6 protein-coding genes are annotated in these 17,183 nt (G+C 52.1%); 3 read left to right on the top strand and 3 right to left on the bottom strand.

Features of this window, described 5'->3' with window-relative positions:
* The first annotated feature begins 168 nt into the window (after positions 1–168).
* Positions 169–9,249, top strand: coding sequence for a GH36-type glycosyl hydrolase domain-containing protein (locus tag A5320_RS13540; RefSeq protein WP_197490117.1), 9,081 nt, complete (start codon positions 169–171; stop codon positions 9,247–9,249).
* Here A5320_RS13540 and A5320_RS13535 read toward each other — a convergent pair.
* Together A5320_RS13535 and A5320_RS13530 are read right to left on the bottom strand one after the other, a co-directional pair.
* Positions 9,239–11,227, bottom strand: coding sequence for a DNA topoisomerase III (locus A5320_RS13535; RefSeq protein WP_068065669.1), 1,989 nt, complete (start codon positions 11,225–11,227; stop codon positions 9,239–9,241). The two genes, A5320_RS13540 and A5320_RS13535, sit on opposite strands and share 11 nt — an antisense overlap.
* 212 nt (positions 11,228–11,439) lie before the next feature.
* Complete coding sequence (locus A5320_RS13530; RefSeq protein WP_068065666.1) at positions 11,440–12,231, bottom strand: UDP-2,3-diacylglucosamine diphosphatase; 792 nt, start codon at positions 12,229–12,231, stop codon at positions 11,440–11,442.
* A gap of 195 nt (positions 12,232–12,426) precedes the next feature.
* Between A5320_RS13530 and A5320_RS13525 the strand changes: the two genes are divergently transcribed.
* The gene (locus A5320_RS13525; protein WP_068065663.1) at positions 12,427–12,960 is read left to right on the top strand and encodes a phosphatase PAP2 family protein; all 534 of its coding nucleotides are present in this window, start codon (positions 12,427–12,429) and stop codon (positions 12,958–12,960) included.
* Positions 12,961–12,988: 28 nt separating this feature from the next.
* Positions 12,989–14,086, top strand: coding sequence for an MJ1255/VC2487 family glycosyltransferase (locus tag A5320_RS13520; protein ID WP_068065660.1), 1,098 nt, complete (start codon positions 12,989–12,991; stop codon positions 14,084–14,086).
* 66 nt (positions 14,087–14,152) lie between these two features.
* Here the strand turns inward: A5320_RS13520 and A5320_RS13515 are convergent, their stop codons facing one another.
* Entirely contained in the window at positions 14,153–17,179 is a 3,027-nt protein-coding gene (locus A5320_RS13515) for a TonB-dependent receptor (protein ID WP_068065657.1), read from the bottom strand.
* Between the last annotated feature and the right edge of the window lie 4 nt (positions 17,180–17,183).

Here is a 17,183-nt window from a genome sequence, read left to right as displayed (position 1 = left end):
AACAACAACGGCCTGTCGGTGTGACAGCGTACCGATAGCGTTTAAATAGTACTGACTCGTAGCAATCGAAGTGTTATGTCCGGCAGCGCACCGAGATAAATACAAGTTGGGTGCAGATTGATGATCTCTGCCGATTAGGGATCGGTGTTATTGCAGCAGGGTCTTCATTTGCATATTCCACACTTGTTTCAACAATTGTTCGCTGCGGGCACACAAAGGTTCGCTCGTTGGTTTTCCTTAAAAACCGCTGCGGGTTCGATATGGCTGGATCGCAGTCCGGTGCGCGCTGAGTTATTTAGCGTAGAGCGGTTGGAGACCCATGCGCAGACCCTTGCACATAGCCAGCCTGTTACCCGAAACCCTATTCGTGTGCCCTTGCTGGCGCAACGGCTGACTGACAATGCTGCAGTTTTGCTGCAGGCGTTTCGAACCAGCACTGCCGAAGTAGAAGCGGGTCGGGCTGTGGTACCTGCAGCAGAATGGTTATTGGATAATTATCATGTGGTCGAGCAGCATATCCGGGAAATCCGTGACCATCTGCCTGCGCATTTTTACCGGCAGTTGCCGAAGCTGGCCACCGGGCCTTTTGCCGGTTATCCGCGGGTATTTGGTGTGGCCTGGGCTTATGTGGCTCATACCGACAGTCATTTTGACCCGGTGATACTGCAGCGATTTTTAAAGGCTTATCAGCAGGAGCAACCGCTGACCATTGGTGAGTTGTGGGCGTTGTCGCTGACGTTGCGGATTGTATTGGTTGAGAATTTGCGGCGCCTTGCCGATCAAATCAGTGTTGGGTTGGCTGAGCGCCGCAGCGCAGACAAGCTCGCACTTCTGTTACAGCAGAATGTAACGCCGTTGGCGCAGCATCAGGCACTGGCAACCATCAAACTGCCGTTGTCGGATGTTTTCGCCGCCCAAATGGCCAAGCGGTTACGTGATGCAGATCCCGGACAAAGTCTGGCGTTGGATTGGCTCAGCGCTCAGCTTGGAGCTCAAGGGAGTGATGTGGATCAGGTGGTGCAACATTCGCAACAACGCCTTGGCGCATCAAATCTGTCGGTACGAAACGTGATGACCAGTATGCAGCGTATTTCTGCCATTGACTGGGCGTTGTTATTTGAGCAGGTCAGTCTGGTCGAGCTACGGCTTTGTCAGCAAAAAACCTACCCGCTGATGGATTTCGCCAGCCGCAATATGTATCGCAGCGCGATTGAAGTACTGGCGCGCGGTAGTGATTTTTCGGAACAGCAGATAGCCCAAATGGCCTGTGAGGCGGCGACTGCCGCTGAAACTGCCGGCTCGGACATGGCTAATACCCCCATGCAAGATGTTGGCTATTATTTGTTGGGCGCTGGGCGGAGTCAGTTTGAGCAGCAACTGAAGTTTCAGCCGAACTGGCGGTTGCGACTGAATAACCTGGTTCGCCGTGCTGGTGTGACAGGTTATCTGGCGGCTATTGCCGCTGTGACGCTGATATTACTGCTGGCAGCTGGCACTTTGTTGTTTCAGGTGCAACTGCAATTTCTGGCGCAGGGTTCAGCGGAGCTGCTCGATCCAGCTGCAGCCCTAAAAGCAGTACCACCAGATCTGGTTTGGTGGGTGATGTTAGCGTTGCTGGCGGTAATTCCGTTCAGTGAATTGGCCACCGCTTTATGTCAGCGGTTATTTAGCTATGCGGTCGGGCCAGTGATTTTACCAGGGTTGGCTTTTGCAGACGGTGTACCAGCTGAATATCGTACTTTGGTGGTGGTGCCGATGCTACTCACTCACGAAGCCGATATTCTGGCGCAGGCCGAACGATTGGAAGTTCATCATTTATCGGGTTGCAGTGGCGATCTGACCTTCGCCTTGCTGACTGACTATTTGGATGCCAATGAGCAGCATGGCGCTGCTGATTTGCCATTACTGGATCTGGCGATTGGTGCGATCGCGCACTTAAATCAACGGTATCCGGCTGGACCTGCCGGTCCAAGGTTTTTATTGCTGCACCGGCAACGGCTGTATAATCCGGGTGAAAAAAAGTGGATGGGCTGGGAGCGCAAACGCGGCAAACTGACCGAGCTCAATGCGTTATTACGTGGAGCCTCCGATACCAGCTTTATTGGTCAGCCGCAGTTGCCAGTCGTCGCAACCAGCCACATGGCAGAAGCTGCGTCGACTTCGCTAAGCAAGGTTCTAAGCTGCTGGGTACCAAAAGCGGTACGTTATGTGATTACGCTTGATGCCGATACTCAGCTGCCCAGAAACGCGGCCTTCCGGCTGATTGGCAAAATGGCGCATCCGCTGAACCGGCCGCAATTTGACCCGGTATCACAACGGATCAGCAGTGGTTACGGTATTTTGCAACCTCGCGTCACACCAGCACTCGCGCTCGATCACGTTGCTTCACGCTATCAACGGTTGTACACAGGCCCAGCGGGTATCGACCCTTATGCGGCGGCCGCTTCTGATTTATATCAGGATTTATTCGGTGAAGGCTCTTTTACCGGCAAAGGTATTTATGACGTTGATGCTTTTTCAGCGGCATTATCGGATCGGATCGGCGAAAACGCCATGCTCAGCCATGATTTGTTTGAAGGGGTGTTTGCCCGTTCGGGCCTCGCTTCAGATGTCGATGTGGTTGAAGATTTTCCGGCCCGTTATGAAGTAGCGGCCAAGCGTCAGCATCGCTGGGTACGCGGCGACTGGCAATTATTGCCCTGGTTATTACGGTCCTTGTTGCTGCCTTCTTTGGAATTACCGCAAAAATTACCGGCGCTCGGTCGCTGGAAAATGCTGGATAATTTACGCCGTTCGTTAGTGTCACCAACTTTACTGGCGGCGTTGTTTTTGCTCTGGTGTGCGCCGTTCTCATTAGCACTGAGTGGCACACTGTTGTTGCTGCTAACCTTATTCATCCCAAATTTGTTGCCACTTTGGGGCAGTCTCTGGCCGCAACACAGCGGCATTCAGTGGCGGTCGCATCTGCAGCAATTTACTCAGGATCTGCACCTGGCGCTGTGTCGTTTTGGGATGAGTTCGTGCTTGCTGGTCGATGAAAGCTGGCGGATGGTGTCGGCGATTAGCCTTACATTATGGCGACTAGCGATCAGCCGTAGCCATTTATTGCAATGGACTACCAGTGCGCAAACCGATCGCGCGGCCCGGTTGACGATGTTGGGTTACTACCAAAGCATGTGGTTCAGTGCCTGTTTGTCGCTGTTGGCTGCATTGGCGCTATGCTCACAGCAGAGCCTGCTGTGGCTGCTGCTATTACCGCTGGTGTTGAGCTGGCTGGCAGCGCCAATGTTAGTGTGGTGGCTGAGTCAACCACAACCGCAGTTTGTTCACGCGCCTCTGAGCTTACAGCAACAACAACAGTTCCGGCTGATCGCACGTCGTACCTGGCGCTATTTTGAAACCTTTGTCACGGCGCATGACCATTTTTTACCACCGGATAATTTTCAGCAACAACCTAAAGCGCAACTGGCACACCGCACATCGCCGACCAATATTGGTTTGTATTTACTGGCCATTTTGAGTGCCCGCGACTTTGGTTGGATCAGTGTTGCGCAGGCGTTGGAACGGTTGCAGCAGACTTTTGCGACCCTGACGTTACTTACGCGTTACCGCGGTCATTTTCTAAACTGGTACGACAGCAGCGATTTACGGGTCTTGCCACCGGCTTATGTGTCGGCAGTCGATAGTGGCAATCTGGCCGGGCATTTAATCACCCTCGCCAATGGCTGTGAGCTGTGGGCGCAGGCGCGCACTTATTGTCAGAACGACCTCGAGAGGCAATTGCAGATCCAAAGCTGGTGTGATCAGCTGTTATTGGCGCAGCAGGCACTGGTAAAACTCAATAACAATCAGGCTTATTGTTGTCGAAATGGTGCCGGCGAACGGGTGTTGCCGTTATTGCAGCAGTTGCAAACCGGTTTAAGTCAGTTGTTGTCACAACTGCAGGCTATTGATCAGTCTGCTGTGCTTAGCAACGAAATACTGGCATCGGTGCAACAGGCGGTCACAATCGCACTGGACGGGGCGAACAGGCTGCACAATTTAGTGTCGTTTGAATCACCGCTGGCCGCGAATGACGACATGACGCCATTAACAACGGATGTGCCGGGAAACATGTCGGGGAGCGGTCCCGAAACTGCAGCTGAAACACATTCCCAAACACCACATAATGATCCTGAATTAGCTCATCAAAGCGCAACTTTGTGGTTTTACCTGACGGCACTTCACGACAGCCTGTTACAAACTTCACTGGATCAAGACCAACTACCGGCAGCGCGGCAGGAGCAAAACCAGCAGTTGTTTGCGCTAGCCAAGCAGGCGCGGCAACTGGCGCTGGAGATGGATTTTGCGTTTTTGCTGGCACCGGACCGCGATTTACTGTCGATTGGCTATGCGCTTGAGACTAATCAACTGGATGAAAGTTGTTACGATTTATTGGCTTCAGAAGCAAGGCTAGCCAGTTTGTTTGCCATTGCCAAAGGTGATGCCAGCAGTAAACACTGGTTCCGTTTAGGCCGCTCGGCCACGCCTTTGTATCGCGCTTCGGCGTTGTTGTCCTGGTCAGGTTCGATGTTTGAATACCTGATGCCATCGTTGGTGATGCGCGCACCGGCCGGAAGTTTACTGGAGCAAACCAACAGGTTAGTGGTAGCGCGACAAATTGAGTACGCCAGCACTTTGCAGATACCCTGGGGCATTTCTGAATCGTCGTACAATGCACGTGATTTAGAGCTGACCTATCAATATTCAAATTTTGGTGTACCGGGTCTTGGTCTGAAACGGGGGCTGGCTGAAAATCTGGTGATTGCACCTTACGCCACAGCATTGGGTGCTATGGTGCAGCCGGTGGCGGCGATTGAAAATTTCGACAAGCTGGCCGAACTGGGTGCCTGCGGTCGTTATGGTTTTGTCGAAGCCATCGACTTTACCAAAAGCCGTTTACGCCAGGGCCAGCGTTTCGCGCTGGTGTACAGTTTTATGGCGCACCATCAGGGCATGACTCTGGTCGCCATCGCCAATCTGTTGCAGCAAGGGCAGATGCGCCGGCGTTTCCACCGGGAGCCAATGATCCAGGCTTGCGAGCTGTTATTGCAGGAACGGTTGCCGCGACATATTGCTGTGAACCATCCCAGAGCGGAAGAAGCCAAAGTTTCCGGCGTGCGCGATGGCATTGAAGTGCTAACCGAACGGCGGTTAACGGCGCAAGAGCATGGCGCGCCGGTTTGTCATTTGTTATCCAATGGTCATTATGCGCTGATGTTAACCGCCGCCGGTACTGGTTATAGCAGGTGGCGGCATATCGCCATTACCCGCTGGCAGGAAGACAGCACTATGGATGCGCAAGGTAGCTTTATTTTGCTGCGCGACGTCAAAAGTGGCAGCCTATATTCGCCCAGTTTGCAGCCACTGCCAGAGCAAGTCTTTGAGATGGCCACGCCGCATGATCATCAACAAAAGCATCAACTGACCTTCGGTGAGGATCGCGCTGAGTTTTTTGTACAATCGCCCGACTTGATGCTCAATCTGGATGTGTTGGTGTGCGCCGAAGATGACGGTGAAGTGCGCCGGCTCACCCTGGTAAATCGGGGCAACCAAAGTCGCCAGTTCGATGTGATGTCTTATGCCGAACTGGTGTTAACCACGGTTGCCAATGATCTAGCCCATCCGGCTTTTGCCAAAATGTTTGTGCAAACTGAGTTTGATGCGGCCACAGGTGCGTTACTGGCCACCCGCCGCTTACGTTCGGACCGCGAAACCACCATTTGGGTGGCACATTTTGTGGTGGTCGAAGCCAGTACAATTTTACCGCTGCAATATCAAACCAGTAGAGCGATGTTTTTTGGTGAGGCGGCAAACCTTGCTGAAGCACAGGCGCTTAGGAGCGGCAAGGCCTGGTCAGATGCCACAGGGACAGTGTTGGATCCGGTATTTGCCATCAAACAACGGATTGAACTGGCACCCGGTAAAACCGCCAGACTGGCATTCTGGACGCTGGTTGCCGAGAGCAGAGCAGAATTGTTGCTGCTGGTTGATCGCCATAACGAACGTAGTGCGTTTGAGCGGGCGGCAATGCTGGCCTGGACTCAAGCTCAAGTGCAGCTGCGATATCTGGCGGTGAATGTGGCTGAAGCCGCCGATTTTCAGCGGCTGGCGGCACCGGTGCTGTATGCCGATGGCCGGTTCCGGGCGCCTATGGCAGCAATTATGCGCGGCGCTGGTGCGCAGTCAGGGCTCTGGCAACACAGTATTTCCGGTGATTTGCCGATCGTCCTTTGTCATATTGATGATATCGAAGATTTGGCCTGCCTGAAGCAGTTATTGCAGGCGCATGAATATTGGGGACTGAAACGGCTGGCCGTCGATTTTGTGATTATCAATGAGCATGCCGCTTCTTATGTGCAGGATTTACAAGGTGCGATTGAAAACCTGGTGCGCAATAGTCAGTCACGCCGCGCGGCACTGGTGGCACAGCGCAATGGCAAAGCAGCGTTTAATCCGGTTGCGGGCGGACAGATATACCCATTAAGAGCCGATTTAATGTCCGTCGACAGCCGGGCACTGATCCAGTCAGTCGCGCGGGTGGTGCTGTATGCCCGTCGCGGGTTGATTGGTCGCCAGCTTGGACGCTTACCGCAAGTGCCGATGCAGCAACAGTTGCCACAACTTCGGCCATTAGCAATGAAGCGAGCCGCTGCGACACCGGTATTGCTGCCGGTCATTTTGGCCAGACCGCAACAGCTGGAATTTGACAATGGCCTGGCCGGGTTTGGCCTGGACGGCCGTGAATATCAAATTCAGCAAACGGGCAGTAACCGCACCCCAATGCCGTGGCTGAATGTGATTGCCAATCAAAAGTTTGGCTTTCAGGTGTCGGCCGATGGCAGTGGCTATAGCTGGGCTATCAATAGCCGGGAATTTCAGCTGACTCCCTGGTCGAATGACCCGATCAGCGATCCAATTGGCGAAGTGTTGTATGTGCGGGACGAGCAAAGCCTACACTGGAGCTGCGCGACCGCTAAACCAAAGCGCGATGGCGGCAGTTATCATTGCAGTCATGGTGTGGGTTACAGCAGGTTTGAGCATCAGCAGCAAGAGCTGGCGCTGACGCTGACCCAATTTGTGGTGATGGACGAAGCACTGAAAATCTCCCGCCTGACGATTAAAAACTTAGCCAACCGCGAGCGCAATTTATCGATCACCGGCTATGTCGATTGGGTGCTTGGGCGCAATCGTTCATTAACAGCGGCGACGCTGATCACCGAGTTTGATAGCAACGCTGGATTTGTATTGGTGCGAAACCCCTGGTCCGGCGCCTTTGGTGAGAATTTTGCTTTTGTAGCGTTTTCAGTGCCGGCGAGCAGCTGGACTTGCGATCGCACGGAATTTATCGGTCGTCATGGCTCACTGGCCGCACCGCAGGCTTTACGTCGTCGAAACAAATTGTCGGCAAGCTGTGGCGCTGGGTTAGACCCCTGTGCGGCGTTGCAGCTTTTACAAACACTGGCGGCCGGTGGCGAAACTGACGTTATTTTTATGTTGGGGCAAGCCAGCTCGGTCGCAGAAGCGCAAGCGCTGGTGCAGCGTTTTTCCAAAGCGGGCGCAGCAGAACAAGCACTGGCGGCAGTTGCCGCACATTGGCAACCGTTATTGGGCGCAGTACAGGTGAAAACGCCGGATCGGGCGCTCGATATTATGCTTAACGGCTGGTTGTTATATCAGACGCTGGCATGTCGGATCTATGCCCGCTCGGCGTTTTACCAGTCCAGCGGCGCTTATGGCTTTCGTGATCAACTGCAGGACGGCATGGCGCTGAGCCTTTGTGCACCCGCTATCACCAGACAACATTTATTACGGGCCGCAGGCCGGCAATTTACCGCGGGAGATGTGCAACACTGGTGGTTACCACATACCGGCGAAGGGGTACGCAGCCGCATTTCCGATGACAGGATTTGGCTGGTTTTTGCTTGCACGACTTACGTGAACAGCAGTGGTGATAGTTCGGTATGGCAGGAACGCGTCGGTTTCTTGGTTGGGCCACCGTTAAATCATGATCAACACGATGCGTTTTTCCAGCCGATGCATAGTGATGAAACGGCAACTTTGTTTGAACATTGTGGTCGTGCTTTGGATCAAAGTCTGAGTTTATTGGGTGAACACGGTCTGCCGCTGATGGGCGGTGGCGACTGGAACGACGGTATGGATCAGGTTGGCATTGAAGGGCGTGGCGAAAGCGTCTGGCTCGGCTGGTTTGTGGTGAAAACCTTAAAACTGTTTTTGCCGCTGGCGCTCAAAATATTGGCAGATGATACTTTTGCCGTGAATGGCTACCGCGATAAATTAGCAGTACGCATCGACCGCTGGCAAAGTGCGCTTACGGCAATGATCGAAGCGCTGGAGCAGCATAGCTGGGATGGCGAGTGGTACCGGCGTGCCACCTATGACAATGGCAGCTGGTTGGGTTCAACCCAAAGTGACGAGTGTCAGCTGGATAGCATTGCGCAGTCTTTTGCGCAGTTATCGGGGGCGGCGGATCCAACCCGGGCGGCACAAGCGATGGATTCAGTACTGCAAAAATTATGGTTAAAGCCACAGCAGATGTTGCTGTTGTTTAAACCACCTTTTGATCAAACGTCAAATAACCCTGGTTACATCAAAGGTTATCCGCCTGGTTTACGTGAAAACGGCGGCCAGTATAGCCATGCTGCGATGTGGGTAGTGTTAGCTCTGACCTCGATGCGTCGCGGCTTTGAGGCGCATCAGTTATTGGCGCAACTCAATCCGATTGCCCATGCGCTGGATAAAACTGCCTTGCAAACTTATCAGGTGGAGCCTTATGTGGTGGCGGCGGACGTTTATTCGGTGGCGCCACATCAGGGGCGCGGCGGCTGGACCTGGTATACCGGTGCCGCGGGCTGGATGTATCGTTCGGCAATTGAAGGTTTATTGGGTATTCGACGGCAGGGTGATAGTTTGTGGGTCAAACCTTGTTTGCCGCCACAGTGGCCGGGCTATAGCGCTGAGATTGTGATTGAGCAAAGTCGTTATCAGCTAAATTTAGTGCAGTTAACTGCTGCAGAACAAGTGGCAAGTTTGCAGTTGGATGGGCTTGATGTCAGCACCCAACCGCAATATTTTCAAGGTATGGATACCTTGGTATTGCCGCTGGATGGCAAATCGCATCAGCTGCGTTGGGAATTCCGCTCTGAGATTGTCAGTGCCGCGGATGGCGCCACCACAACTACACCTTAGCTTTTGGCCGGCGAGTAGCGCCGGCTTTTTTGCGCTTAAAACGATGGGCGGGTGCTGCTTGCTGGGCTAAACCACTGGGCAGACTTTGCTGCGCATTGACAATCAGCTGCTGTAAGTTTGCCGTCAGCGGCTGCATAAACTGCTGATAACTTTGCTGGCGTTGGCTGATTTGATTCAGCATCGCTTCCCACTGCGCCGTCATATCGGGTTTAGTGGCGATATCTGGCAGGGCGGCGATTAAACTATGGCCAGTGGCGGTGGCCAGAATATGTTTGCCATCGCGGCGCAAAAAGCCGCGTTTAAACAGCAGTTCAATAATTCCGGCGCGGGTCGCTTCAGTACCAAGGCCATCGGTGTCGCGCAGGATTTTTTTGATTTCTGGATCGTCAACATAACGACTAATGCCAGTCATCGCCGCCAATAAAGTAGCGTCGGTAAAATGCTCCGGCGGTTGGGTGTGTTTTTCCAGCACTTCACCGCGCTGACAATACAGCTGTTGGCCCAGCGTTAGTGGCGGTAACAATGCCGCTGTATCTTCGTCGTCGCGATCATTATCGCTTTTAGCACTGGAATGGGCATTGGAGTTGGCATGGCTTTTCTGCCGTGCACCTAGCCATTGTTTCCAGCCTTTGGCTTGCTCGGTTCTGGCGATGGTGCGAAACAAACCGCCGCTGATCCGCACTTCCAACAGCGTTTCGGCGTAGCAATATGGCGGGTAAAACTGCAACAGATATTGCCTGGCAATCAACTGGTAAATCTGTTGCTCACCAAGGCTTAATCGATTCGCTGCCTGCGCTTTTTCGGTCGGTATAATCGCATGGTGCGCCTGCACCTGGCTATCGTCCCAGGCTTTGCTTTTCCGGCTAAAATCGGCGCCAGCCACCATAGCTGCAAGTTCTTCATTGTGCACAGCGACCGCTTTGCTGACTGTCGGTACAGCCTGCAATTGCTCTTTTGGTAAATGACGGCTGTCGGAGCGTGGATAGGTGATCAGCTGATGCCGTTCATACAGTTGCTGCGCGATATCAAGCACCTGCTGTGCCGATAAACCAAAACGTTTAGCGGCATCAATCTGCAAACTTGATAGGTTGTAGGGCAAAGGTGCAAATTGTTGTTTGTTTTTTTGCTCCAGTTTCACCACTTCAGCACTTTGGCCGGTGATGCTGTGCGCCACTTTATGCGCCAGCGCCTGATTCAGCACCCGGCCTTCTTCATCCTGATAAGGCTCGCAGGCGGGACTTGGTTGCCATTTGGCGCTAAAACTGCTGGCTGGATCAGCGTTTTCAGTCAGCAGTAAATGCGCGAGCACCTGATAAAACGGCTTGCTGACAAAGTTCTGAATGGTTAAATCCCTTCGGGCAACTAAGCCTAACAGCGGTGTTTGCACCCGACCAACCGATAACACACCCTGATAACCGGCTTTCTGGCCTTGCAGGGTATAAGCGCGGGTCATATTCAGCCCATAGAGCCAATCGGCGCGGCTGCGGGCCAATGCCGAAGTAGACAAGGGTACAAAGTCTTGATTTGATTTAAGTTGCTGTAAAGCGCGTCTGACAGCTGAAGGGTTTAAATCGCTGATCAATAAGCGTTGTGTCGCCGCGAGTTTGGCACCTTTCACGCCACACCAATGGATCACTTCGTCCACCAGTAATTGGCCTTCACGATCAGGGTCGCCAGCATGCACCAACTGATCGGCTTGTTGAATGAGTTTTTTCAAAATGCCCAGCTGCGCCTTGCTGCTGGCGCGCGCCTGTAGTTTCCAGGTCGCTGGAATGATGGGTAAATGTTGCAACTGCCAGCGTTTAAAGACCGGATCGTAACTTTCTGGCTCAGCCTGTTCCAGCAAATGGCCAATACACCAGCTGACCACATCGCCATTGGCCAGATAAATACAACCATCGGCTTTACGCTGCGGCTGTGGCAGCACTGCAGCAATGGCGCGGCCTAAACGGGGTTTTTCGGCGATATAGAGGATCATCGGTTATCGATCATGGTTTATAAGACTTAGTTTATGAGTACTGGATAAATAGACAGTTAATTTAAATGCAGTGGCGGAGAAAAGTAAAGCTTTTTGGTGGGAGATCGGGATTATCAATACAGATTGGATGTGGGATGGTGGCAGATGGCGCTGCGCTCATCTGCCCTACAAAAGCCGTTTTGTATCAAAAGTCATCATTATTTAACGAGCACTCACGCCGCTTTTGGCTGCTCCGGCACAGGCTGCAAGCTGAGGCTGGCGATTTGCGCCGCTTGTTCGGTCCATTGGAAAAGCGCCAAAGTGCCATCCATTTGTTCGGTGAGGGCGGTGCAGTTGTCTATCCAGTCGCCGTCATTACAGTAGATGATACCGTCTTGCAACCGGATCTCCGGGTGGTGGATATGGCCACAGACCACGCCATCAAAACCGGCACGTTTTGCCTTAGCGACCACTGCATCGCGGTAACGGCCGATGGCTTGTTGGGCGCCTGGTACTTTGCTTTTGATGTAACCGGCCAGGCTAAAATAATGGCCACCGGTGATACGGCGTGCGCGGTTGTACCAGCGGTTAAGAAAGAGTAAAAAATCGTACAGGGTATCACCAAGCCAGGCGTGCAAAGCGCCAAAATTAACGTCTTTATCAAATTCATCACCATGCACCAGCAGTAATCTTTTTCCGAGCAAGGTGGTGTGGGTGGCCCGTAGTTGCACCTGAATATGCCCGAAATTTTTGCCGGCATAATGGCGAAAGGCTTCGTCATGGTTGCCCGGCACATAAATCACTTCAACGCCTTGTTCGGCTTTTTCCAGTAATAATTTCAGCAACTGATTGGCAGGTTCACCCCAATGCACCTGTTTTTTCATCGCCCAGAAATCGACGATATCGCCCAGCAGATAAATTTTAGGGCTCGGACATTGCTGCAAAAAGCTCAGCAGATAACCGGCCTGACAATCTTTGGATCCCAGATGCACATCTGAAATAAACACCGCGCGAAAGTTTTGCATAGCAGAGCATCCTGACTTGGGTGAGTTAGCCAAGTGTTGTGGTTTTGCGTGACCAACGGATGACTGACATTTGAAGTTTTGATGACGTGGTGCTCCCGTTTGCGGCAAGAAAATCAGTTTCACGCCTTTGTCATATTGGTGCCTTATGGTTTTAGCAGTAACGGCTGGCACGTATACCAACATGACGGGGGACTTATGAACTTCCAACACCTGGCAAGACTGGACTTAGCATTTTCGCTATTGTGTTTACAGCATAAATTTAATCAGCCGGTGGCGAAAATCAGCCGCTGTATTTCGCGCACCGGCGATGGACATTTGTATGCATTATTACTGGCATTAGGTTGGTGGTTTGGTCAGACGGCTAATCCTGACGCAACCGATGCGCAGTTCAGCAAAAGCGGCTTGCTGGCTTTTGCGATTGAATTGCCGCTGTATTGGCTGGCGAAAAACTGCTTTAAAAGACGCCGTCCGCATGAGCTGAGCCAGTTGATAAGACTCACGTTCACCCCTTCAGATAAATACAGTTTACCGTCCGGCCATACCACGGCCGCATTTTTGATGGCGACATTAATCGGCCAGTTTTACCCACCGTTTTATCTGCTGGCGCTGTGCTGGGCCTGCCTGATTGGGCTGTCGAGAATTTTATTGGGTGTGCATTTTATCACTGATGTGCTGCTGGGTGCCGTGCTGGGGATTGCCTGTGCCAAAGTGGCGATGTCGTTGATTTAAAGATAATTGGCAGGACAGGAGTCGTAATTTGAAAATTTTGTACGGGGTGCAAGGCACTGGTAATGGCCATATTGCCCGTTCCAGAGCCATGGCACTGGCGTTTTCGAAAGTGGGGGCCAAGGTCGATTTTTTGTTCTCAGGCCGTGAGCCAACAGGTTACTTTTCAATGGAGGCTTTTGGTGATTATCAAACACGGCGTGGCCTGACGTTTATCAGCCATCACGGCAAAATTGATCCCTTACAAACCGCAATACAAGCGCGGCCACTACAGTTTTTGCGGGAAATCCGCGAGCTCGATTTAACCGGTTACGATTTAGTGATCAATGATTTTGAACCGGTATCAGCCTGGGCGGCGCGCCGGCAGCAAGTGCCGTGTATCGGTATCAGTCATCAGAATAGTTTTCGCTATCCAATACCTGCAGCAGAGCGTGGTATGTTGGATCGTTTGCTGGTGCGATATTTCGCACCTTGTGATCAGCATATTGGTTTGCACTGGCACCACTTTGACCAGCCGTTATTACCGCCGGTGGTGCACTTGCAACAAGAACACCTGCAACAAGAACACCTGCAACAAGAGCTGTTGCAACCTAAAGAGACTATCCAGCCGCAAGTGCTAGTGTATCTGCCATTTGAAGATTTGCCGGAAATCATCACACTGCTGCAAGCACTACAACCACAGTCCTTTGTTTGTTACCATCCACAGCAGCAGGTACAGAAAATTCAGGAAAATATCCTGCTAAAACCGTTGTCACATCAATGTTTTATGCAGGATTTGCATCAATGTACTGCGGTTATCAGTAACGCCGGTTTTGAGTTACCTTCTGAAGCCTTAACCTTGGGTAAGAAGTTGCTGGTGAAGCCCTTAGCCGGGCAATTTGAGCAACTCAGTAATGCCAATACGCTGGTGAGACTGGGCTTAGCCAACAGGTTGAACAAGCTGGAACTTGCAGAAATTCGTCCTTGGCTCGCCGCAGCGCCGGCGAAACCAGTGATATTCCCATGCGTTGCGACAGCATTGGTGGATTGGGTGATGGCGGGGAAATGGCAACAGCAGGACAGTCTGGCAGATTTGTCCAAGACTTTATGGTCGCAAGTGGCCTATCCTCCTTACGCGACTATTCGCTGAAAAAACGGCTAAAAAAAAAGCTGAAGCAGCGGGAAACCTGCTTCAGCTTTAAGCAGCACAGCTTAATTATTGAAAGCTATAGCGCATCCCTATGGTATATCTTGGGCCATATTGGCGGGCAAATAAGAACTGCTCCTCGTAGCGACCATAACCTTGTTCGGTTTCGTTGTTCAGGTTGACCCCTTCAATGAACACGGTCAGTTGTTCATTCCAGGCATAGTTGACACTGACATCCCACTGACCATAGGTTCTGGCGAACTGTGGTGGGGCATCCGATGATCCTTGTGACTGACCCACACCCAGCAAGTATGAATCACGCCAGGCGTAAGCGATTTTCGCCGACCAGCCATCACGCTCATAAAATGCCTGGAAGTTGGCAGAATCACTTAAGCCGGTTAACGGTGCTTGTTGCAACAAACTTTCGGTATCAAATTCAACGTCACCTTGCACCATCGTAGCGTTGACACCTAAACCAAAACCACTATCGCCAAACAAATGCTGCACGGCAAATTCAAAACCATCCACAGTTTTGCTGTCGGTGTTTTGCGGTTGACTGATATTCCACACCATCAATGGATCTTGGGCAGTTGGCTCAATTTTGCCGCTAGCGTTGCCGTTACCATTGGCCAGCATTTGCGCAAAAATCGCGGTGCTGGTGGCTTGTTCACCTCGGGCGGTAATATCGGCCACTGCTTTGAGGTAACGTGGACCATTCAGAATATCGTGCAAGCCCTCAATGGTCGTTTCAGTGATAGTGGTCTGAATAAAATTATCCACATCTTTTCTGAAATAACCCAAGGCGGCGTAACTACCTTCGGCATAATAATATTCGAAGGTCAAATCGAGGTTGGTAGATTCAAACGGCAGCAGATTGGTATTGCCCTGACTGCCGGTGCGCGAACCCGGTTTTGGACTACCGCTTAAACCACGGCCACCCGCTAACAAACCCAGCGGCGCGCGGGTAATGGTTTTACCCCAGGAGAATCGGCTGACCAGATCATCCGTCAGTTCAACTTTGAAGTCGAGCATTGGCAACAACAGATCGTTTTTGCCGGTTTGTTCAAGGAAAGTATCAGCACCTGGCAGGTATTGAGTGATCCACTCGGACGGGCTATCCCAATTGACCTGGGTCTCAACTTTTTGCCGCACCCGGCTTGACACTTCAGTTTCTTCATAGCGTACGCCGACATTCAGTTGCGCCGGAAAACGTCCAACCTGAAATTCCCACTGTGATTGCGCGTAGACGCTGTTGGTTTGTTCGCGCACCGAGCCGCTGCTGTCAATGCCGTCAATATAAGCATCCGGCAGATAAACATCGGCGCCCATTACACTAGCGGTTAAGTAGGCCATCTGCCGCGCGACCGCTTCGTCAAAGTCGTAGGTGTAGTAATAATGCGGACGTAACGCGCTGCCGCCACCGTTAAACTCGGTCAGGAAGTCTGACGTGCTGTGGCGGGTGAACATGCTGTCCGGAAAAATAAAGGTAAAGCTTGGATTAAAGCCAGGGCCGCCACGCAAGCCGCTCCAGCCGGAATAACCGCCCATGGTTTGATCGGTCATCGCCAGACCAAATTTAATATTGACCAGTGGAATTTTAAACGCTGAATTGTTCCAGCTGCCGTCCAGTTGCAACTGTTCAATTTCCGACTCACCCGGTGAGTGGGTAAACTGGCTGAAGTTAGAATCAATTTCGGCCGGAGTGAGTTCATCGGTGCCATTCTCCCAAAGCACCATCGCATGTGGAATGTCGCCGGTGCGGTAGTCGTAAATTTTGCTCAGCAGTTTGTCAGATCCTAAAATCACCTGACCTGAGTTACGGCTGCCTTTGTCGGCGCCATTGTCGATGTCGTTGGTCGAATTGTGATAATCCAGCCCAAAACTCCAGTCGTCATTCAGTTGCCAATCCAGATTCAAGCCAATGGACTCAGCATCAACCTGCGTAGTCCCCTTATTGGCGGTGAACGAACCGTCGTTACCGCTGATATCGGCGTACAGCGCGGTACCACGTTCATCCAGTTCATAAGCATTGATATTGCCGCCAAATTCGTTCCAGATCCCCCAGCCGATACTTTCACTGCCGGTAATGGCGCGCGAAGCAGTGTAATCAGCGGTGATGGTCAGGCTGTCAATCGGCCGGTATTGCAGCGTCAACTGACCGTTGCTGCGTTCACGCTCCAGGTTTTCGATGCTGTAGTTCATATCTTTTGGGAAATAATAATTGCCGACTTTTTTGCCCAGTGCATCTGTTGGGCGCGCATCGACCACTTTATCGGCGGCTAACACGGGCAGGGCGACATTGGCTTGCCAACCCTGAATATTGGCCGACTGTTTCTGGAAATCGCGTTCCTGATGTGACACCGAAAAAGCCACCCCCAGTTTGTCGTCGGCAAAAGTATTGCTGTAGACCGCCGCCAGTTCCGGTGTTATGTCATCACCGGTTTCGTTGGAGGTATCGACGATGCCTTTGGCGCTGACTGAATAACGTTCACCCGGTTGATTGAGTGGTTTGGTGGTGACGATATTCACCGTTGCACCGAGACCACCACTTGGGTTTTCAGCGCGGGCAGTTTTAAATACTTCTAACGCACTGACGCCTTCAGAGGATAAGTTTTCCAGGTTGTAAGAGCGGCTAAAACCAGTGCCCGGCATTTGCCGGCCATTCAGCGTCACCAGGTTAAAATCCGGGCCAAAACCGCGGACGGTAATTTGGCTGCCTTCGCCGTTCGAACGGCTGACCGACACACCGGTGATCCGCTGTAGTGATTCAGCAAGGTTAGTGTCCGGGAATTTTCCCATTTCTTCTGCAGAAATGGCATCGACCACGCCATTGGCTTCACGTTTTAAATCCATCGAACGGATTAAACTGCCGCGAATACCCTTAATTTCAATGACTTCAATTTTTTCTGCGCCAGCTGCTGTTGCAGTTTGCCCGGCTGCATTCTGGTCAGCAACCGTTTGGTTTTCAATGGCTTGTTCAGCCGCATTCGGGGTCACTGCGGTTGGCGCAGCAAAAGCAGCCGGGATCATCCCCGCGGCTAAAGTCATCGAGATACGAACCGCCAGGCGGTTTTTCGAGCTGGTTATTTTTTTCATGTCG

Origin of the sequence: Rheinheimera sp. SA_1, from assembly GCF_001669775.1 — a bacterium.
Lineage (GTDB): Bacteria > Pseudomonadota > Gammaproteobacteria > Enterobacterales > Alteromonadaceae > Pararheinheimera.
The sequence above is the reverse complement of the archived record's forward strand: the minus strand, read 5'-3'. Positions and strand labels throughout refer to the sequence as shown.

Excerpts from the sequence above, each read along its gene's own strand:
- A5320_RS13530 (WP_068065666.1), bottom strand. The coding sequence starts at position 12,231 with ATGCAAAACTTTCGCGCGGTGTTTATTTCAGATGTGCATCTGGGATCC.
- A5320_RS13535 (WP_068065669.1), bottom strand. The coding sequence starts at position 11,227 with ATGATCCTCTATATCGCCGAAAAACCCCGTTTAGGCCGCGCCATTGCT.
- A5320_RS13525 (WP_068065663.1), top strand. The coding sequence starts at position 12,427 with ATGAACTTCCAACACCTGGCAAGACTGGACTTAGCATTTTCGCTATTG.
- A5320_RS13515 (WP_068065657.1), bottom strand. The coding sequence starts at position 17,179 with ATGAAAAAAATAACCAGCTCGAAAAACCGCCTGGCGGTTCGTATCTCG.